15 protein-coding genes and 2 pseudogenes are annotated in these 20161 nt (G+C 69.6%); 5 read left to right on the forward strand and 12 right to left on the reverse strand.

Going from position 1 to position 20161, the window contains the following annotated elements; translation table 11 throughout:
• Positions 1-57: 57 nt before the first annotated feature.
• On the forward strand, positions 58-447 hold the full coding sequence (locus OIC96_RS08680; protein ID WP_330308436.1) for an ArsR/SmtB family transcription factor: 390 nt from the start codon (positions 58-60) through the stop codon (positions 445-447).
• Positions 448-468: 21 nt separating this feature from the next.
• Here the strand turns inward: OIC96_RS08680 and OIC96_RS08685 are convergent, their stop codons facing one another.
• From OIC96_RS08685 to OIC96_RS08720, 8 genes are all read right to left on the reverse strand, one after another.
• The gene (locus OIC96_RS08685) at positions 469-1722 is read right to left on the reverse strand and encodes an MDR family MFS transporter (protein ID WP_330308435.1); all 1254 of its coding nucleotides are present in this window, start codon (positions 1720-1722) and stop codon (positions 469-471) included.
• Positions 1719-2855, reverse strand: a complete 1137-nt coding sequence (locus OIC96_RS08690) for a PLP-dependent cysteine synthase family protein (RefSeq protein WP_330308434.1) — start codon at positions 2853-2855, stop codon at positions 1719-1721. The genes OIC96_RS08685 and OIC96_RS08690 overlap by 4 nt, the downstream gene beginning before the upstream one ends.
• Before the next feature lie 112 nt (positions 2856-2967).
• On the reverse strand, positions 2968-3396 hold the full coding sequence (locus OIC96_RS08695) for a hypothetical protein (RefSeq protein WP_330308433.1): 429 nt from the start codon (positions 3394-3396) through the stop codon (positions 2968-2970).
• A 98-nt stretch (positions 3397-3494) separates the two neighbouring features.
• Positions 3495-4670, reverse strand: a complete 1176-nt coding sequence (locus tag OIC96_RS08700) for an FAD-dependent oxidoreductase (RefSeq protein ID WP_330308432.1) — start codon at positions 4668-4670, stop codon at positions 3495-3497.
• A 104-nt stretch (positions 4671-4774) separates the two neighbouring features.
• Entirely contained in the window at positions 4775-5389 is a 615-nt protein-coding gene (locus OIC96_RS08705) for a hypothetical protein (RefSeq protein ID WP_330308431.1), read from the reverse strand.
• A 71-nt stretch (positions 5390-5460) separates the two neighbouring features.
• On the reverse strand, positions 5461-6207 hold the full coding sequence (locus OIC96_RS08710; protein WP_330308430.1) for a TIGR03943 family putative permease subunit: 747 nt from the start codon (positions 6205-6207) through the stop codon (positions 5461-5463).
• Positions 6204-7199, reverse strand: a complete 996-nt coding sequence (locus OIC96_RS08715) for a permease (RefSeq protein ID WP_330310348.1) — start codon at positions 7197-7199, stop codon at positions 6204-6206. The genes OIC96_RS08710 and OIC96_RS08715 overlap by 4 nt, the downstream gene beginning before the upstream one ends.
• Before the next feature lie 282 nt (positions 7200-7481).
• The gene (locus OIC96_RS08720) at positions 7482-8120 is read right to left on the reverse strand and encodes a class I SAM-dependent methyltransferase (RefSeq protein WP_330308429.1); all 639 of its coding nucleotides are present in this window, start codon (positions 8118-8120) and stop codon (positions 7482-7484) included.
• A 142-nt stretch (positions 8121-8262) separates the two neighbouring features.
• On the opposite strand from OIC96_RS08720, the gene OIC96_RS08725 reads away from it, so the two are divergent.
• Positions 8263-8934, forward strand: coding sequence for a TetR/AcrR family transcriptional regulator (locus OIC96_RS08725; protein WP_330308428.1), 672 nt, complete (start codon positions 8263-8265; stop codon positions 8932-8934).
• Between the two features lie 169 nt (positions 8935-9103).
• Here the strand turns inward: OIC96_RS08725 and OIC96_RS08730 are convergent, their stop codons facing one another.
• Complete coding sequence (locus OIC96_RS08730; RefSeq protein WP_330308427.1) at positions 9104-10366, reverse strand: DUF418 domain-containing protein; 1263 nt, start codon at positions 10364-10366, stop codon at positions 9104-9106.
• Positions 10367-10564: 198 nt separating this feature from the next.
• Between OIC96_RS08730 and OIC96_RS08735 the strand changes: the two genes are divergently transcribed.
• On the forward strand, positions 10565-11233 hold the full coding sequence (locus OIC96_RS08735) for a response regulator transcription factor (RefSeq protein ID WP_330308426.1): 669 nt from the start codon (positions 10565-10567) through the stop codon (positions 11231-11233).
• Complete coding sequence (locus OIC96_RS08740) at positions 11230-12354, forward strand: sensor histidine kinase (protein WP_330308425.1); 1125 nt, start codon at positions 11230-11232, stop codon at positions 12352-12354. The genes OIC96_RS08735 and OIC96_RS08740 overlap by 4 nt, the downstream gene beginning before the upstream one ends.
• Positions 12355-12992: 638 nt before the next feature.
• Here OIC96_RS08740 and OIC96_RS08745 read toward each other — a convergent pair.
• Both OIC96_RS08745 and OIC96_RS08750 read right to left on the reverse strand, forming a co-directional pair.
• The gene (locus tag OIC96_RS08745) at positions 12993-15761 is read right to left on the reverse strand and encodes a Pls/PosA family non-ribosomal peptide synthetase (protein ID WP_330310347.1); all 2769 of its coding nucleotides are present in this window, start codon (positions 15759-15761) and stop codon (positions 12993-12995) included.
• A gap of 59 nt (positions 15762-15820) precedes the next feature.
• Complete coding sequence (locus OIC96_RS08750; RefSeq protein WP_330462121.1) at positions 15821-16222, reverse strand: hypothetical protein; 402 nt, start codon at positions 16220-16222, stop codon at positions 15821-15823.
• A gap of 1608 nt (positions 16223-17830) precedes the next feature.
• Here OIC96_RS08750 and OIC96_RS08755 point away from each other — a divergent pair.
• A pseudogene (locus OIC96_RS08755) lies at positions 17831-18601 on the forward strand (metallophosphoesterase); the annotation flags it as partial.
• Between the two features lie 125 nt (positions 18602-18726).
• On the opposite strand, the pseudogene OIC96_RS08760 reads toward OIC96_RS08755, so the two are convergent.
• Positions 18727-19826: pseudogene (locus OIC96_RS08760) on the reverse strand (IS110 family transposase).
• Between the last annotated feature and the right edge of the window lie 335 nt (positions 19827-20161).

Raw genomic sequence — 20161 nt, forward strand, 5'->3', positions numbered from 1 at the left:
GGATCACATGAAGACCCCTTCATGCGTTCATGTGTGCATCTCCGTAGGATGAACGCCATGGGCCATGGAGCTGGAGCTGACACCGAGACCACCGCCACCGCGCGCGAACGCCTCGAAACCGTGGGCGCCGCCGATGTGGCCGCCACCCTCCAGGCCCTGGCCACTCCTTCCCGGCTGCGGATCCTCGCGCGGCTCCAGGAGGGGCCGTGCGCGGCGACCGAACTCGCCGACGCCGTCGGCATGGAACAGTCCGCCTGCTCCCACCAGTTGCGCCTACTGCGCAACCTCGGCCTGGTCACCGGCGAACGCCGGGGCCGCTCGGTCATCTACGCGCTCTACGACAACCACGTGGCCGAACTGCTGGAACAGGCCCTGTATCACGTGGAACACCTGCGCCTGGGACTGCGCGACGACGCCCCAGCCACTGCCGCCGTGGCCGGGGCGTGATGAACCGAGCGGTGCGTCACCTCACACCGGTACCGGCACCGGTCTCGGCGCCAGATACCCGGAGCGGTGCAGCCGACCCACCAGCCCCGCGCACAAGAACCCGGTAGCGGCCAGAGCCGCCCACGGCAGCCAGGGCACACCCGTGTCGAAGAGCGCCCCCACGGCGAGGTTCCCCAGCGAGATCGCGATGCCGGAGGCGGTGTTGTAGGCGCCGTAGTACGTCGCCACCAGCCGGTCGCCGGAGAGACGGACCACGGTGTCCATCTCGAACGGATAGAGCAGCGCGCCGCCCCAGGCCAGCAGCGCCGCGCACAGGGCAAGCGCGAGCACACCTTCCGCCACGCCTACGGCGCCCTCGTACGGTCCGGGCAGCAACGGGAGGAACGCCACCCCCATCACCGCCAAGCCGTAGGCAATGGCCCTCGGCCCGGACAGGTTCCGCTTCGCCCACACCGTCAGCTTCAGCTGCCCCGACAGCGCGGCCAGCGCCGAGATCGCGAAGATCGCGCCGGTCACCAGCCCGGTCCGGTCGCCGAAGAGTTCACGGGCCCGGAGCGGCAGCGCGAGATAGACCTGGAAGGCCAGGACATAGGAGCCGGTCATCGCGGCGGCGAAGAGGAGGAAGGGGCGGTTGGCCGCGATGGTGCGCCAGTCGGCGGCCACCGACCGCCAGGCGGGCTCGGCGCCCCGGCCGGCCGGCGGGCGCGCGGGCAGTGCGCGCGCCTGGAGCAGGGCCAGCGTTCCGAAGATGAGCGCCGAGACCGCGCACACCGCACCGAAGTCCCAGGCCAGCAGGGCGAGTCCGGCGAGCGGGCCGACGAGGATGCCCGCCTGGTAGAAGACGTTGAAGGCGGCGAACGCCTCGACGCGGCGCTCCTCACCCGCGTCAGCGGCCAGGTACGCGCGCACCGCCGGGTTGAACAGCGCCCCCGCCAGCCCCGTCAACGCCGAGGCGACGATCAGCACGGGCAGGCTGCTCGCCACCGCGAGCAGCGCGAAGGCGACCGTCCGCAGAGCGCAACCGGTGAGGATCATCGGCTTGCAGCCGTAGCGGTCGGCGAGGGTGCCGCCGATGAGGAACATGCCCTGCTGGGAGAGGTTGCGTACGCCGAGGACCAGCCCGACCGTCCAGGCCGCGAAGCCGAGGCCGTGGGCGAGGTGGTCGGCGAGGTAGGGCATGAGCATGTAGAAGCCGAGGTTGATGGCGAACTGGTTCACCATCAGCAGCCGCGCCGGGCGGTCGAAGGAGGCCAGCTGGGCCCGCAGGCCGCTCATCGCACGCCCGCCTCGGCGCGACCGGCAGCCGTCGTGCGTCCCAGCGGGTCGCGCACCCTGCTGCATCTCGTCCAGCCGGTGACGACGCACTCGTCGGGTTCCGCGATCTCGTCCGGTTCCGACGGCGGCTCCTGGCCGAGGAGTTGCTGTTCGGCGCACCAGGCGTCGTTGTAGACGGTCTCCAGGTAGCGGTGCGGCCCGTCGGGGAAGATCGCGGCGATCCGGGTTCCGGCGGGGAAGGTACGAGCGGCCCAGCCTGCGACGAGCGCGACCGCACCGACGCTCCAGCCCCCGGACGCGTAGTGACGGCGGGCCAGCCGGCGGCACGCCCACACCGCCTCGGCCGGAGCCACCCAATGGACCTCGGCGAAGGCCGCGTAGTCCACGTTCGCCGGATGGATGCTGGAGCCCAGGCCCCGCATCAGCCGTGGCCCGGCGGGCTGCCCGAAGATGGTCGAGCCGACCGCGTCCACACCGATCAGCGTCAGATCGGGGAAGGACTCGCGCAGGACGGAGGCGGTACCGGCCGAGTGACCTCCGGTGCCGACCGCGGCCACCAGGACGTCGACGCGGCCGAGTTGGGCAGCGAGCTCGGCGGCCAGGGACCGGTAGGCGGCGACGTTGTCGGGGTTGTGGTACTGGTCCGGGCAGTACGCGCCCGAAGTGCGGGTCAGCAGTTCGGCGACACGCTCTCGGCGGGCTTCCTGCCAGCCGCCCTCGGGATGCGGGGCGATCACCTGGTCCACCTGCGCGCCGAGGGCGGTGAGCAGCCGGACCATCGACGGCTCCATGCCCGGATCGGTGACAACGGTGACCGGGTGCCCGTAGGTCAGGCCGGCCAACGCGAGCCCGAGGCCGAGCGTGCCGCTGGACGACTCGATGACGGGCGCGCCCGGTGCCAGGTCCCCGCGGCGCCGGGCCTCGCGGACCATGTGCAGGCCCGGGCGGTCCTTGATACCGCCGGGGTTGGCCCCTTCCAGCTTGGCGTGGAAGCCGCGGCCGGCCGGGGCGAAGGGTTCGTCGATCCACAGGACCGGGGTGTTGCCCACGAGCTGAGCGGGGCGGCGGGCGATCACGGGGATTGGGGCGTGTGCCCCGAGCGGGTCCAACGATTCAAGCAGGGGGAGGTTCATGGGGGTACGGCTCCTTCGCGCCCCGCTCGTGTCGGCGAGGTGCGGTGCAGGTGGGGATGGGCGCGGGCACGCCCCCGGCCGTGGATCTGTGCCGGGGGTGCGCGGGCAGCGCCTACTGCCGCCAGACGCAGTGGAACGCGAGGGTGGAGGAGCCGTCCGGCGCGCGGGAAACACCGGGCGGGCGACGCCAGGCAACCTGTCCTGCTACGGAACCAGGAGTTTCGGAGGGGATCGGAGAGAGCGCGTCGCGGTCGGGGTCGGCAGCCGCGTCGTCGGCGGCGGCACGCGGCCGATCCGCCGCGTGGTCGATGTGACCGTCCGTCCTGTGCTCGTGCCCGGGGGACGGCGCCATCGTTCCGCCATGTGAATCGGCGTCCCGATGAGGGCAGGCGGTGGCCACGATGCTCATGTGCGGCCCGCCGAAGGAGGCACCGTGGACGGCCCCCGCGAGATGGGTGGCGATCAGCACGACGAGACCGAGCAACAGGCCGACCCGGCCCGACCGCCCGCCCTTCCTCGCCCCGCTCCGCAGCCCGATCACCTGCACACCGTATTCGATCAAACACGGTGCGTCACATCAGCGACTCGTCGGAGGATGCAGGGCGGCGCCCGGACGCAGCCCCGCCCCGTCCCCTCCCCTCAGCTACGCGCCGCCAGGGCGGTCGCCAGTCGCGGCGCCGCGAACTCCGTCCCGCAGGTGAAGCGCAGCAGCGGACCGAAGGTCGCCGCCGCCTGGATCCCGGTGAAGTACAGACCGGGCACGGACGACTGCAGGCCGGCGTCGAGACGGGGGGACCCGGCCGTGCGCGCCAGTTCGGCCCGCACCTCGGGGTCGACGAAGTCGAGCGCGTCCAGCCGGACCCGGTAGCCGGTGGCGGCCAGGACGTGTCCGGTCTCGATCGTCTGCGTACGCCCGGCGCCGTCCCGCGTGGTGAGGGTGACGCGGTCGCCGTCCCGCCGCGCGCCGGTGATGTGCTCGCCCAGCCGTACCGGTACGACGCCGTCGAGCCGGGGCTTGAGCCACCAGGAGCCGAACGGCCCCAGCACCCTCTTCACCAGCCGCAGCCGCGTCCGCTCGGGCAGGAAGCGGAAGGCCGCCGCCTGGTGGACAACCGCGTACAGCGCCCACGACCGGCCGAGCGGAGTGTCCGGCTGCCAGTGCGGCGGAGGCGTCGGCCCCCCACCGAACACCAGGTTGCCTGTCCGGGCGAGCAGTTGGACCCGGGCCCCGGCCTCGTGCAGCAGCGCCGCACTCTCCTGGGCGGACTGCCCGGCGCCGACCACGACCACGTCCTGTCCGGTGAAGGAGACGAGGTCGGCGTGCTCGGAGCTGTGCGAGACGAGCCCTTCGGGCACCAGACCGGTCAGTGGCTCGGGCACGTAGGCGAAGCCGTCCATGCCACTGGCCACCACCACCGCACTTGCCCGCAGTTCCTCGCCGGAGGCGAGTTTGAGGTGGAAGCCGTCGGCCTGCCGGTCGACGCCGAGGACCCGGACGTTCTCGACCTCGGGCACCAACTGCTCGGCGAACCACCGTCCGTACCGTACGAACATCTCGACCGGCACCTGGTCGTGCCCGGTCAGCCGGGTCTCCCCCATCCCCCGGCAGTAGTCGTCCAGCGTGAACCCGCGCTCCGGCGCGGACAGCATCGACGCGCTCGGCGGCGACTTGAGTAGCATGCCCGCGGGCATGTTCTCGGCCCAGCTCGCCATCGGCGAGCCAAACACCCTGACGTGCAGGCCGCGCGCCTTGAGATGCGCGGCGGTGGACAGGCCATACGGGCCCGCCCCGATCACGACGACCGTCGTGGACACGAATTCCCCCCTGCGGCAGCCCCGTTGACACGGCGACCACCCAATGAAGTGTGAGCGTTGGTATGTGCGCTGATGTGCAGGCGCCAGCCCGGCCGCGTACGGCCTCAGGCAGCGAGCGGTACGCCGGAAGGGGGGCCTCGGCGTACGAGACAGTCCGCGAGCGCGACTGCGCGTGGGGAGGCGCGTGCTGGGCCCGACGGGTCGGGCATGATCACGTGCTCAACAACAGTGACATCGGCGCCCACGCGCGGGAACAGCAGACTCCACAACCAGGCGCACAGCGACCGCAGTTCGGCCGCCACCACCCGAAACAGCGCAAGACGGCCATCCTGCGCGCCATGCAGTAGATGGGCGAGCAGTGCGGTCATGGCGACGTGGGCGAGCACCATGGGCCACGCCGAAGACAGCCGCTCGTACGCGGGTGCGGTGTTCGCCGTGAACCAGCAGACCCCAAGGCCCTGCGCCCCGAACCCCAACACCAACTGCCGGACAGCACTGCTCGGTTGCGCCGCGCCGGGCAGGGCGACGGCGAAGAGGAACCCGGCCAGAATCCCGCGGGCAGCCCACGAGGGCGACACGTCGAACACCACGTGATGCCCGGCGACTGCGAGTACCGTGCCCGCCACCGAGAACACGCCCGCCCGGGCAGCCGCGACCCGCACCGTGGACGGCACACTGCCGGAACGGCGCACGCGGGACACAACGGTCGAAGTCGTCATGACCCGCCCATCATGAGGGGTGGCACAGCCCGCTGTCACTACCGCACGCGTTCTCAGGATCGACGGCGTAGCTACCGCTTCTCGTACGGGCTGTCGGGCTGTTTGATGTGCTTGACGTCGGTGGCGTCGAGGACCGGCGGCCACGCCGCGTCCGAACCGAGCTTGCCCTTCGGCACCCAGGTGCCGGTGACGGACACCCAGCTGTCGGTGGACGGAGTGTCGGCGCCGCGGATCTCCACCTTGTCCGGACGGGCGTCCGCCGCGCAGCAGGAGATGAGGAGCCGGGTCAGATACCAGGTGCCGTTGTCGTCCTTGCTGACGAAGCCGATCATCCGGATAGTCCGGCCCTTCATCGTCCTGCCGCTGTCGTAGATGGCACGGGAATTGAACTGGCTGAGCGTGAGGTCGACCGGGTCACCCTTCGGCAGGGCGTCGAACTTGCCGATGCCCTGGGCGGCGTACGTGGCCGCCTCCCGTTCGGCGCTGTACGAGCCGAGGGCGGGGGGCGGGAAGAGAAGGAGGGCGGCGGCCGGGACGGTGAGGAGCCAGGCGACTCTCGGTCCGTGGCTGTGGTCGTGACCGTGCTCGTCGCCCTCGTTCTTTTCCTCGTGTTCCTCGTGGGCGTGGTCATCCTTGGCCACCCTCATGGCGACGACTGCCCCCACGATCCCCAGGACGAGCAGCAGCACCCCCGAGACGACCAGGTAGGGCCGCAGCCCGGCCTGCACGTACCGCAGATACAGCTCGCTGAAGAGCGAGATCCGCAGGACCGCGGCCCCGCACACGACCAGCAACAGCGCCGGCCCGTACCGCCTCACAGCAGCCACCACCCCACGAGCACACTGCTCACCACCGCGACGACCCACGTGGCCGCCGAGAACCTGACCGCGAACGCCCGCCCGAACGTCCCCGCCTGAAGCGCGATCAGCTTCAGGTCCACCATCGGCCCGACGACCATGAAGGCGAGCCGCGCCATCGGCGAGAACCCGCTCAGCGAGGCGGCGACGAACGCGTCGGCCTCACTGCACACGCACAGCACGACGGCCAGTACGGCGAGCAGCAGCACCGACAGCCACCCGGAGCCGGTGAACACGTCGAGCACCGAGCGCGGTACGGCGATGTTGAAGGTCGCCGCGGCCGCCGCGCCCAGGACGAGGAATCCGCCCGCGTGCAGGAAGTCGTGTTGCAGTCCGGCGCGGAACTCCAGCAGCCGCCCCACCCCGCTCTTCGGCGCCCCGGACCCGGGTTCCGTACGCCGTTTGGGCAGCCGCAGCCACTCCTCCCGCCCGAACCGGACCCACAGCCAGCCCATCACCACGGCCGTGGCGAGCGAGGCGACAAGCCGCCCGAGCACCATGGCGGGCTGACCGGGGAAGGCGATGGACGTCGCTACCAGGACCACCGGATTGATGGCGGGCGCGGAGAGAAGAAAGGCGAGCGCGGCGGCCGGCGCGACCCCGCGCCGCATCAGACTGTCGGCCACCGGCACGGACGCGCACTCACACCCCGGCAGTACGGCGCCGGCGGCGCCCGCGATGGGGACGGCGAGCGCCGGATTGCGCGGCAGCAGTTTGCTGAAGACCCGCTCGGGCACGAAGGCCCCGATCGCGGCCGACACGAGCGTGCCCAGCAGCAGGAACGGAACTGCCTGCACGACCACGGCCGTGAACACCGTCCACCACGCGGCCACCGGGGGCGTGTACAGATCGAGGGCAACCATCGGCCCGACGAACGAGGCGACCGTGGCGATCGCGATCAGAGCGATACCGCCGACCACCACGTACACGAGGATGCGCCCGACCCACCACACCGCATCGGCAGCGCTCCACCGCTTCCCGGCGTACTCCTGACTCTCCACGCCCCTCGTTCCCCGCCTCGCGTCCGTCGCCACACGCCACGGCTCTACGCGTTTGAAGCCCGGACGCTAACGACCCCACCTGTGTCCGACCGCGAGAAAACCTGTGAACCAGCCCGCATCCTCGGCTCGGGGGACGTCCCGGCGGCAAATGTGCCGACCCGGAGTCGCCCGCCGCGCAGTGCGACTCGGCCCGTAGGACCCTCACTGTTCGCTGTCAGGCGACGGACGCGGTTGTCACTGGCGGGTGGTCGTGTCCGGCGGGATCGGGCGCACGGCCTGGACGTAGGTCAGCCACGGCCGTACGTCGCCGCTCCCTCGCACCTCGAAACCCGCGTCGCCGATGAGCCCGTCCAGCAGGTCGACCCGGTTGTGCGCCATGGCGTGACCGACTCCGCCGTGGATCAGGTGGCGGCCGATCGCGCTCTTCGGCGGCCGGAACTCGACGACGAGGAGCCGCCCGCCAGGCCGCAGCACCCGCAGCATCTCGCGCAGTGCTGTCGGCCGTAGCTCCTCCGGCAGGTGGTGCAGCATCAGGCTGGTGACGACGGTGTCGAAGGAGGTGCCCGGTAGGTCGAGGTTCTCGGCGATGCCCTCCCGGTAGGTGCAGGGGGCGGCGCCCGTGCGGTTGCGGTTCTTGCGGCGGGCGTAGGCGAGCACGGACGGCGACGGGTCCACGCCGGTCACCGCTCCGTCGGGCCCGACCCGGTCAGCCATGCGCCGCGTCAGGTAGCCGGTGCCGCAGCCGACGTCCAGGACACGGTCCCCGGTTTCTGCGCCGCTGAGTTCGGCAAGACGGGCGAAGGCCCGGTGCCGCCTGCCCCCGAAGCAGACCGCGCCGCACAGTTCGTACGCGCGCGGGGTCCCGATCGTCACGCCGGGAGTATCGGTGCGTGGCTTGCCTTGCATGAGGTGTCCCAGGGGCATGACAACCCCTCCTTAACTTAGTCGTGACTAAGTACGTCCCATAACTTAGTCGCGACTAAGAAAAGTGGCAAGGCCGCATACGATGTCCCACGTGACCGAGTCCGATACGCCCGCCGAGCCGGCCGCCGACCGGCGGGGCAAGCCCCGCCCGCGCACCCGGATGCCCGCCGCCGAACGTCGCGCGTCGATCCTGGCCGCGGCCACCGAGGTCTTCTCCGAAACGGGCTACCAGCGGAGCAAGGTCTCCGACATCGCCCGGCGGGTCGGCGTCACCGAACCGGTCGTCTTCCAGAACTTCGGTTCCAAGTCCGCGCTGTACGAGGCGGTCCTCGACCACGCGGCCACCGCGGTCACCACACTCCTCGCCCAGGCCGCCGACGCCGGACGCCCGGTCCCCGACGTCCTGGCCACCTTCATCGACCCGGCTCACATGGACCGATTCCACCAACGCGGCGCCCACGGCTTCCTCTTCGCCGACGCCGCCGCCCTCGCCCACGACCCCGCCCTCGGTGAAGCCGCCCGCCACGTCCACCAGCACTTCGCCCAGGCCCTCGCCGACCTCGTCCATCGCGGCCAGCAAGCCGGAGACATCCGCCCCGACGTCACCCCGCACGCCGCCGCCTGGGGACTCATCTCCCTGCTGGCCGGCCGATCCTTCCGCGCGGCCGTCGTCCCCGACCCGGCCGCCACGGAGGCCGAACTCACGGAGATGACACTCCGGTCTCTGCTGCCCAGGGCACAGCAGAGACCGGAGAAGCCCTGACCGGCGCGAACGGTCCGTCTTCCGCGACCGGCAGTGCGACAGCACCGCCCCCTCGTCGAGCGGGGCATCGACCGACTGCAGTGGGGTGCAGCAGGAGGACGGCGCGTTCGCGCAGGCTCTGTCGGGGTGACGGCCCCCGACGCGGCCCTTGCCATGGGCCGCGGTCCTCTCACTTGATATGCCGGGCGGGCCGGGTGACAACGTGGAGCAGGTGCTCCAGAGGGCCCCGACGGAACTGACGGGTCCACACGGTAGCCAGCAGCGTGGCTGCTGTGATGAAGCCGAGCAGCACCGGCAGGGCGGACAGGGTCTCACCCTCGATCGCGGGCACGTACCAGACGCCGGCGAAGAACCAGAGGGTGACGATGTGGAGGACGTACGCGGTCAGCGCCGTCGTCCCGACCGCCGCGAGGGGCCGGGCCAGGCGCGTCAGGCCCGGCATCCGGTCGGCGGCAGTCAGACACGCGGCCACCACCGCGAGGGCGACGCCTGTGTTGCCGACGATGGAGAAGGTCGTCTGACTGTGCGGTGCCGCTACCAGCAGCCACGCGAGCGGGGTGCGGTCCTCGGGTTCGCCGACGGTGTCGGACCACCAGGCAGACGACGCCGAGCCGCCGCCCGTGGCGGCCGCGACGGCGGACAGCGCATGGGGAACCAGACGCAGAGCAAGCCAGGAGCCGCCGTAGCCCACCAGGGCGAACGCCCCGCCGGTGAGTGCCAGCCGGGATCGGATGCCGGGCCGGGTCAGGTCGAGTCGGGCCACCGCCATGCCCGCGACCAGGAACGGCATCCATGTGAGAACCGGATACTTCCCCGTGAACAGAAGTTCGATGAAGCCGTCCGTGCCACTGATCAGGGCCAGCGGGTCCCAGGCGGCGACGACGTCAGCCCAGTTCCCCTCCTCGATCGACTTCCTTATCGAGTAAAGAGCCTGCGGCATGATCAGCGCCCCTGCGGCGGCGATGATCGCCAGCGTCCGTGCCGGCAACCGGTACAGCGGGAGGGCGGCCAGGAAGAGCAGCCCGTAGAAGCTGAGGATCACGTCGACCCGTGTGTCCAGGGCGGTGAGGGCGAAGCCGAGCACCATGAGGACGACGGAGCGGATCACGATCCTGCCCACCGCCTGACGGCCGGAGCGCCCGGTCCGGGGGTGCGGACGGCCAGTGATGAGGATCAGCGAGAAGCCGGCGAGGAGCGCGAACAGGGCCGAGGAGCGGCCCCGCGCCGTCTCCAGCAGGAACCCCACCGGACCGCCCACTGTCACGTCGGGGCCGACATGGGCGGAGTACATGCCGAAGACCGCGAGCCCGCGGGCTAGGTCGATACCGATCAGTCGTCCCGTCGATGGCGGGCTGGCGACGGTAGAGGGGCGCTGCCCCCCAAGATCGCATGACACGTCTACCGGCACGGCCGACAATGCGTTCTGGGTCATGACTTATGCATTGACCGATCACCCGCTCCAGCCACCCCGGCGGCTGTCCGAAGGCACCCAGCCGACCGGCCGGGAATCACCCCGGCCGACTGGCTGGGACGGGCTGCGCCAACCGGCGGGAAACGCGGCCGAGCGGCCGAGGGACGGCTTCCGGCGTGGTAGGGATCGGACGGTGGGCATGCGAGGAGCGGAGCACACGTGATCCGGGTATTGGTGGTCGACGACGAGGCCTTGGTCCGCACTGGCTTTACGCACATTCTCGATGCGGCGGAAGACATCGAGGTCGTTGCGGCGGTCTCCGGCGGCGAGGCAGTCCGGACGGTGCGGGAGAGACGCCCTGACGTCGTCCTGCTGGACATCCGGATGCCAGACGTCGACGGGCTCACGGTCCTGGCCGACCTCCGCGATCTCCCGGACCCTCCGGTGATGGCCATGCTCACCACCTTCGACACCGACGAATACGTGACGAACGCGCTGCGATCGGGCGCAGCCGGGTTTCTGCTCAAGGACACGGACCCCAACCAGCTCCCCCACCTCGTACGGACCCTGGCCGAGGGCGGCTCCGTGCTGTCGTCCAAGGTGACCCGTACGGTGGTGGACGGCTTTCTCGACGCCGACGTGCGCGAGCCGTCCGCCGTCCGTCTCGCCGCCCGGCTCACCGAGCGCGAACATGCCGTTCTCGTGCTCATGGCCGAGGGACTCGCCAACACCGACATCGGCGAACGTCTGCACCTGAGCATGGGCACCGTCAAAGGCCATGTCAGCGCCGTCCTCAGCAAACTGCAAGTCAGCAGCCGCGTCCAGGCAGCCCTGATCGCCGAACGCGCGGGCTTGCTGGCGCCACCGCAGGAAGGGGACACCCGATGAGCCCCCGAAGACCGCCGGCTCTGCTCCTGGACGTCGTCCTCGTCGGGGTCGCGCTGGCGGATGCATGGGTCCACGTCGACGTCGAACAGCAACCGGCCTTGGCCTGTGCGCTGCTCGCCGCTCTCGCCCTCGCGCTGCGTCGCCGCCTGCCTCTGGTGACCTTCGTGCTCACCCTGGCCGCCGCTGTGGTCTCCGACGCCGTGCTCGCCACCACGATCGCGCTGTACACGCTCTCCTCACTCAGCCGCCACCGCATCCTGCTGGCCGGCTGCGCCCTGACGTTCGCGGCCACCGACTTCCTGCCCTGGCCCTGGTCGTCCTGGAAGACCTCCGAACTCGCCCAGCCCGCCACCCTGTTCCACCTCAGCTATACCATCGCCACCGCAGCCGCCCCCGTCTTCCTGGGCCAGCTCGTCCAGGCCCGACGCGAGCTGTCCCTGCGACTCGCCGACATCTCCCAGGCCCGCGAGCACGAACGGCTGCTGACCGACCAGAGCGTCCTGGCAAAGGAACGCGCACAGCTTGCCCGGGAGATGCACGACGTCGTCTCCCACCAGGTCAGCCTCATCGCCGTACAGGCGGGAGCACTCCAGGTGGGCAGCCGGGACGCCGAGACACGAAAGGCCGCGGCCACCATCCGGGAACTCAGCGTCCAGACGCTCGACGAACTGCGGCACATGGTCAGCGTGCTACGCGCCTCCGGCAGCCGCCCCACCGAACTCACCCCACAGCCTTCGCTCGCCGACCTGGAGCAACTGATCGACACCAGCGGCATCGAAGCGAAGCTGGAGACCGACCTGGCCGAAGACCTTCCGCCGACCGTCCAGCGTGCCGTCTACCGCACAGTCCAGGAAGCCCTGACCAACGCCCGCAAACACGCCCCCGGCGCCACAGCGACCGTCAGTATCCACCACCGCGACGGCGCCATCCACACCACCATCACCAACACCGCCCCCACCCGACTCGCGCTCGCCCTGCCCAGCGCCCACCACGGCCTCGTCGGCCTCCGCCAGCGCGCCGAGCTCCTCGGCGGCACCGTCACCTCCGGCCCCACGGACCAGGGCGGCTACGAGCTCCACCTGGAACTGCCCGTCGAGCAGATCCGCGACCGCATCGGCTGATACGGACGTGCCGTCGATGGCCCAGGCACAGGTCATGAGGCCGCCGGCCGGCTCGACACGGTGGACCCTGTCCGCCTTCTTCGAGGCCAGCCGCGCTTCGTCGGCCACCCATAGCTGTGCCGCTGTCGCCAGCGTGCCGTCCAGTTCCCTGAATCGGATCGCGACCCCGGGAAGATCGTGGGACGCGGTGCAGACCAGCGCCATGCCAGCGGCGTTCCTTCCCTCGACCAGCGCCAAGAGGCGGACGGTTGCTGCTGACCGCCGATGACCAACGTTCGCACCAGCGGGGCCGTGACCGGAACCAGGGACCGGTCACGGCCCCACGCCGCGCTTTCTCCCGCGGCCGCCGCACGAACGGGCCCGAGCTCGCCACCGACCCGGACGCCCCGACCGGCCACCTGACACCGGCGGCATAGATCGAGCCGCACCCGGCACACAGGACAACGAAGACGGGCCCCGCCCGTGAGATAGCTCACGCGTCGGGGCCCCTCGTATGTCCTGACCAGGCCGTGCGATGCCTCGCAACCGTCGAGAAACCGAGAAACGGGCCCCTGCGATGACTTCCGTCACCTGCATGCAGAGACCCGTTCCGTCAGTTCTTCGTGATGGGGCCGGATGCAAACCCGTTCGGTCTGCCCTCACTCATGGGTGCGTCCGGTCTCCACGGCCGGGTTGCCACCCCATCGCGCCCGGGGCGGAACCTCTTCGCCCTTCATCAGGAAGGTGTCGGCGTCAAGTTGCGCTTGATCGCCCAGGACCGTGCCGTAGTGGACGAACGCTCCGACGCCGAGGGTCACGCCCCGGCCGAGCGTGGCGTGGTCGGACTTGAAGGCGCCGTCTTCCTGGGAGTGCGACTGGACGACGCTCGCAGCGTTGAGGGTGCAGTCGTCTCCGATGGACACGAGGGTGCGCTCGATCAGCGTGCAGCCGTCGTCGAAGACCCGGCGACCGACCTTCGCGCCGAGCAGCCGCCAGACCAGGGCCTTGAACGGGGTGCCGTTGAAAGCCTCCATATAGCGGTGCGACGTCAGCTTCCAGAAACGTTCATGCGACCAGAAGGCAGGGTCGTAGATCGAGCAGTACAGGGGCTTCAGTGGGCGGAAGCCGGTGACGGCCCGTTCGATCAGGGTGAACAACATGACGGTGAACGCCACGCTGACCAGGCTCGCCAGGGCCAGCACCAGTACGCCGTAGACGTCGTAAAGGTCGACGGCAGCCACGCCGATGAGGGCGAGCACGACGAAGTGGAACCATCGCACCAGCAGATGAAGGCTCGCGGTGAGCGCGTTGTGCCGGTTCTTGGCCGCCAGGCGCCGCCGTAGTTCGTCGCCGATGGCCATGCCGTCGAACTGGGTGTCGCGCATGACGGTGCGCGGGATCTCGAAGCTGGGCGAGCCCAGCAGTCCCACACCTTCCCGTACGGGCCCGTCGATGGGGACCAGCACCTTGGTCGCGAGCAGGCAGTTGTCGCCCGTGCGGCCGCCCGAGGGGTAGGCGATGTTGTTTCCGAGGAAGTTGTCCGGCCCGATCGAGGTCCTGGACAACCGGAAGGACGTGCTGGAGAACTCGGCGTTGATGATCGACAGTCCGTCAGCCACCATCGTTCCGCTGCCGACCTTGCTCAGATACGGGGTGTCGTGCTTGACCATCGTGCCGAAGTTCGACCCGGTCTGCTGGACGTTGCGGAGGTCGTAGCCCAGGCAGCGCAGGTAGTGCACGATCGCGGAGCTGTCCCCGAACAGAGTGGTGAAGAATCTGATGTTGGTCAGCCGCAGGATCGCTCGCTGGACGCCGTAGTGGAAGCCGTACAGCGGATAAACCCTGTCCGGCTTGATCGCCAGGCGGAGCAGGCGGGGCAGGGTTCCCACCAGGACCAGACCCACCGGCGCGGCACCGATGAAGACCACCAGGGAAGCCAGCAGGGCGGCGAGGACGGAGGCGGGGTTCGTGAGGGCCGATGACTCTGGGCCCAGCACCGCGTTCAGCTGCGGTACGACGGAGAGCACAATGCTCACGCCGGCCACCGACATCGGCAGATACACCAGCAGCATGGCCGCAAGCTGGCCCAGGCTGTAGATGGCCGGGCGCAGGGTGCCGCACGCGACGGGCGGGACAGAGCTGTAGTCGGTCGTCGTCGCCTCCGCGGGCGAGCCGTGCCAGGACTCACCAGCCGGAACGCTCTGGCCTCGCTGCAAGGACGAGGCGTGGCCGAGCTGGGCGCCATCGCCCATCGATGTGTCGATATCGAGTACGGTCTGCTCGCTGACGATCACCTGTGCGCCGAGGGTGACGGAGCCCGTCTCGATCCAGCCGTCGTGCGCTCGGTAGCAGGACAGGTGGACGTCCTTGCGAATGAGCGTGCCGTCACCGATGGAGAGCAGGTCGGTGCAGACCGGAACAGTACGGGAAAGGATGACGACGCCCTTCCCGATGCGTGCGCCCAAGGCTCTCAGATAGAGCCCATAGAGCGGTGAACCGGCGAGCAGCCGTGCCGGGCTGGTGCGGATGAAGGCCTTCACGCACCAGAAGCGCAGGTAGGCAACGCTCCACACCCGCAGCCTGCGGTGGGTGAAGCGGCCGACGAGCAACCACTTGGCGACGATGGGAAGGGCACACAGGCCGAAGAAGACCGCCGCGCTGAACGACACCGCGCGCCGGTAGAGGTCGACGGTCCTGGAACCTTCGATGACCCACTCGTAGCCCTCGATGGCGACCAAGCCACCGACGGACGAGAAGACGAGGAAGAAGAGAAGCTGCGCCGCCCCGCACAGCACGTACGGCAGCGTGCCGAGCGGCGGCTCATCCGAGTCACCTGACGGCACATCGACGGCCTGGGCCTCACTGGGCAGCGGAATTCCTGACGGCGCCTGACCGCGGACCGGGGACGGCTCGCCGACCGCGAACGCGGCTGCCAGAGTCTCGATCGTCGGGTACCGGTAGATGTCTCTCATCGACACCGTCGGCAGATCGTCCCGCTTGCGCGCACGCGCACAGAACTGCGCCATCACCAGCGAGTCGGCACCCAGATCGTCGAAGAAGTGACTGTCGACCGACACACGCTCCACCCGCAGAACGGCTGCCAGCACCTCGGCCAACCGCACGTCCAGGGCCTGTGACACACCGATCGCCGTCCCGGCCCCAGCCGCGCCGGCCTCATCGAGCGAAGGCACGCTGACAGGAACCGCAGTCGCGACCCCCTGGATTGTCGGGTACCGGTAGATGTCCTTCATCGACACCGTCGGCAGGTCGTCCCGCTTGCGCACGCGCGCACAGAACTGCGCCATCACCAGCGAGTCGGCACCCAGATCGTCGAAGAAGTGACTGTCGGCCGACACCCGCTCCACCCGCAGGACGGCTGCCAGCACCTCGGCCAGCAGGCGCTCGGTACGGGCTGCTCCCGTAGCCATGTCCATCGCGTCCTCGGTCGTCGTTGTCGCGGCAGCGACGCTCTCGCCGCTGGGGGTACTCACGACCGCTCCCCGAGGACACAGAGGTCAGAACCGACCCGTGCGGCCGGCGTCCGGCGCCCAGGCATGGGCATGGCAGTGGCCTGCCGTCCGAGGTGTTCGCGAGCCGGTGCGTTGCCGGCGTCGTCGGGGCTGGAGTAGTGGTCGGGGTACCAGGAACTGCTGGACTCGACGATTGCGACGCCGGGCCTCAGATCGCCCCGCGCGCGGGTGATGGCGAACCTGGGGAGGGCGGAGCGGTCCTTGAGGCCGCCGGGAGGGAAAGCTTCGAGCTTGGCCCAGGAGTTCCGCCCTTCCGGCGTGAGGGGGGCGGAGATCGAGACGGCCGGTGTGTTGCCGACCGCCGCTATGAGAGAGCGGCCGAAGCCGCGAGGGGGCATGCCAAAGGAGGACTGGTGCATGATCACGTGCTTTCTGGTGCGGGAAGAACGCCGTACGACAACGACTCACCCGAACCCGCGGCTCCGACATGGAGACAGACGGGCATGCAGGGGTGAAGGACTCGCTTCGGAGTCCGGAGGCGGTCTTCTAAATGCGCCAGAGGCACAGACGAGTCTGGAGAGCCGCGCTACCCGGTGGAGGCCGCGGATCGCGAACACAACCCACCGGCTGCAGCAGGGCTGGGATGTCTACGGCAGTCGTCGCCAAATCGACGGAGATCAGCCGTGGTGCACCCGTCCAGGGAAGGGAAGTCGACTCGACCACGAAGTGGTCGCCCGGCTGATGCGGCGTATGCTCCGCAGGCTCACCACACGGCTCAACGCTGTGCTCAGCCGCTGCCGCAGGGTGCGGCACATGATGAACGTGCATCGGCGAACAAGCCACTGTGTGGTGCTCAGACGACAGTTCCTGGTGGAGCCCCTGATGAACGTGCAAGGGCGAACCGGCAACCGCACAGAAGAACAGTGCGAGCATCGACATGATCAACGCTCGCAACCATACGTACCGGGCCGCACACACAAAGTCAACAATAGGGCACGATTGACACGCCCGCCGCCTCCGTACCGCCACGTGAGGCACTGAGCCGCCGAACCCCGGAGGGGCGCCCCATGCGTGGGGGCGCCCCTCCGGGGTTCCGGCCGGTCAACCGCCGCCTCCGAACCGCTTCGCTCACTCACCATGCTCCCTGGCTCGGTGCCGCCAGGCACTCAGGCCCCGCTCAGCACCCTCGCCAACGTGCGCATAGCTAGGCGGACCGCCCGGCACCGGCATGCAATGGCCAAGCGACGTGAGCATGCGGCGGTGCCGAGAATCCGCGTCGCCGCGTCAACGTTGACGGTCAGTGCGTCACACAACCGGCAGTCGGCTCCCCTCTCCCAAGATCCGGACCATACGCGGGCCAACGCCGCTTCTCGTACTCAACGTCCGCTGTCTCCGCTGGTCAACCGCGTACCGAGTCTGTACCACCAGACCAAGAATCTGCTGGCGAGTCCCCTCTCCTGGTCGCCTGCCGCAGCCTCCCAGCGTGCCTCCGGCGACTCATCGGTCCGACCGCTCGCCACGCCGACCCGCACGCAAGGCAATCCAGCGCTTCTTGGCTCCACAACGCCCTCACCAGCGACAGCACACTGAACAGCGCCCAACGGTGCTGATTCGACCCGGACTCGCCCCGGGAACTCTCCCCGCCGAAACGAACATCACTTGACCTGTGGCGATAGCGATTCTTGCTGCTGTACCGAGCACGCACCGGCGAAAAAATGTCACAGTCAACAACAAAAGGGATACTAAAGAGCAATTGTGGCCGCGCTGCCAGTGGATGCGTTCCTCGGAGCCATCTACCGCACCCTCGGGTGCAACCCGAACAGCAGCGCCCCTTCGTGGGCTGCACTGGTGACCATCGGCAGACAGATCCGTGCTCTGACCAGCCATTTTGTCGAAGTTCCTCCGTCTGGCAGAAGCCCGCTTGCCGAGTGACCGCAACCTTCACCACCCTGATTCCAACCACGGCACGAGGGGCGAGGACGCCCCGCTCTCAGGGACGGGACCGCCATGCCGCACACCACCGCCTTCGCCAAAAACCAGTGGTACGCCGCCTGGACGTGCAACTTCCGCGCCTGGGGGCCGGGTTGGACGGCACGCGCGTCGTCCTCATCACCGACACCCACTACGGCCCGCTCGACCGCGCCCGCTGGTCTGCGCGGGTCTGCGAGACGGTGAACACCCTGGAGGCCGACCTGGTCTGCCACACCGGCGACATCGCGGACGGCACGGCCCAACGCCGCCGCGCCCAGGCCGCCCCGCTCGGCACCGTGCGAGCCACCCGGGCCCGGGTCTACGTCACCGGCAACCACGAGTACTACAGCGAGGCCCAGGGCTGGGTCGACCTCATGGACGAACTGGGCTGGGAGCCGTTACGCAACCGCCATCTGCTGCTCGAACGCGGCGGCGACACCCTCGTCGTCGCCGGCGTAGATGACGTCACCGCCGAATCCTCCGGCCTCGCCGGCCACCGCGCCCACCTCGCCGGAGCCCTGCACGGCGCCGACCCCGACCACCCCGTCCTGCTCCTGGCCCACCAGCCCAAGTTCGTCGACCGGGCCGCAGCCGACGGCGTCGACCGCCAACTCTCCGGCCACACCCACGGCGGCCAGATCTGGCCCTTCCACCACCTCGTCCGCATCGACCAGCCCGCCCTCGCCGGCCTCAGCCACCACGGCCCCCGCACCCTCCTCTACACCAGCCGCGGCACCGGCTTCTGGGGCCCGCCCTTCCGCGTCTTCGCCCCCAGCGAGATCACCCTGCTCATACTCCGCTCCCCGCAGCGCCCCCCCACACCGTAGAGCTGGGCGGGCCGGCGGTTCCGCCTGGAGTTGCTGCCCCTCAACGGCCTCGCTCCGCTCACGCGACGGAGATCGCGGCGGACAACCGGGGCTCGGAAATGACCATGTCCCGTATCACGCAGCCCTTATGAGCGGGGTCCTGGCTGTAGCTGTCCGACCAGGTGGAAGACCTCCCGCGCTGCATAGCGCTTGAGGCAACGGACGATTTCGCGCCGGGTCTTCCCCTCTTTGATCCGGCGCTCGTAATAGTCCTGGGTGCGCGGGTCGACCCGCAGACGGGTGAACACGATGCGATGGAGCGCGGCATTGGCCTGACGGTCGCCACCACGGTTGAGGCGACGGTACTGCCGGCGTCCCGAGGAACGCTCGACAGGACTGACCCCGCACAGCGCAGCGAAGGACGCCTCACTATCCAGGCGCTCCGGGTTGTCCCCCACCGTGATCAGCAAGGCGACGGCCGTGTCCGGACCGATCCCCACCACCTCGAGAAGCTGCGGGGCATGACATTTCACGAGGCGGGCCAGACGAGCGTCCACATCCCGGATCTGCTCGGAGAGCTGGCCGATCCGGCAAGCCAGCAGACCCAGCGTGACGCGAGTGGCCTGCCGCACCGCCTCGTCACCGACCTCCTCGAGACCGCTCACGTCGGTGAACCGCGCACAGGTCCGGAAGAGTTCGGCATTGCCCAGTCCGGCCAGTTCTTCCCGCAAGGCGGGGTCAGCAGTAATGAGGACGGCTTTGAGCTGGTTGATGGCCTGGGTGCGGGCTTTGACGGCCGACGCCTTCGTGAGTTTGTACATTCTCGCGATCTGCACCGGCCCGTCACCCGCTTTGGCCCTGGCGCGGGCCCGCCCGCTCAATACGGCTCGCGCCGCGTTCTGGGCATCGAGCGGATCCGATTTGCCGCGCTGACGGCGATCCGCCCGGTCCATCCGATTCACGTCAAACACGTCTATGCCCTGGGCCAGCAGAGAGCGGGACAGGGACGCCCCGTAGGAGCCGGTCCCCTCCACTCCGGCCCGCCTCACGGTTCTAACTTCCTGGCCCACTTCAGCAGATCGCGGTATCCCGCCGCAGTGGCCGGGAACTCGCCGGTGGCCAGCACCGTCCCCGTCACGGAGAGCACCGCAGCCACATGGGCATCCCGGTGCGTGTCCACTCCCAACACCACCTCCCCCACAGGGCGACGACGACGGGTCTGCGGAGCAGGCGGCGTACTGGACATGCCCGTTCCCCTTCCGGTCTGATAGCGCGTCGCGTTGCCGGTATCGGGCCGCGTCGGGCGGTCAGAATCGTGAGGACGCCACAACGAACGGCAGGCCCCTATCGGGACACGCCCCGCCGGCCCGGCACCGACAACGCACCATCCCCAGCCAACGGCCGACACTGTGTAATTCAGACACTCTGGTCAAAGGTGTCATGAGTCAGACCTCGGACCCGGGACAGCACCCACCCATCCTCCCGCCCGTCACAGCATCCCCATCCAGAAACACTGAGCGTGCTCAGTCCCAGCCCTAGGCACATCCTGGTTCTGACTCCGGCCGATCGTTTTGCGGCACA

Source organism: Streptomyces sp. NBC_00775 (assembly GCF_036347135.1).
In the GTDB taxonomy this organism is placed as follows: Bacteria; Actinomycetota; Actinomycetes; order Streptomycetales; family Streptomycetaceae; genus Streptomyces; species Streptomyces lutosisoli.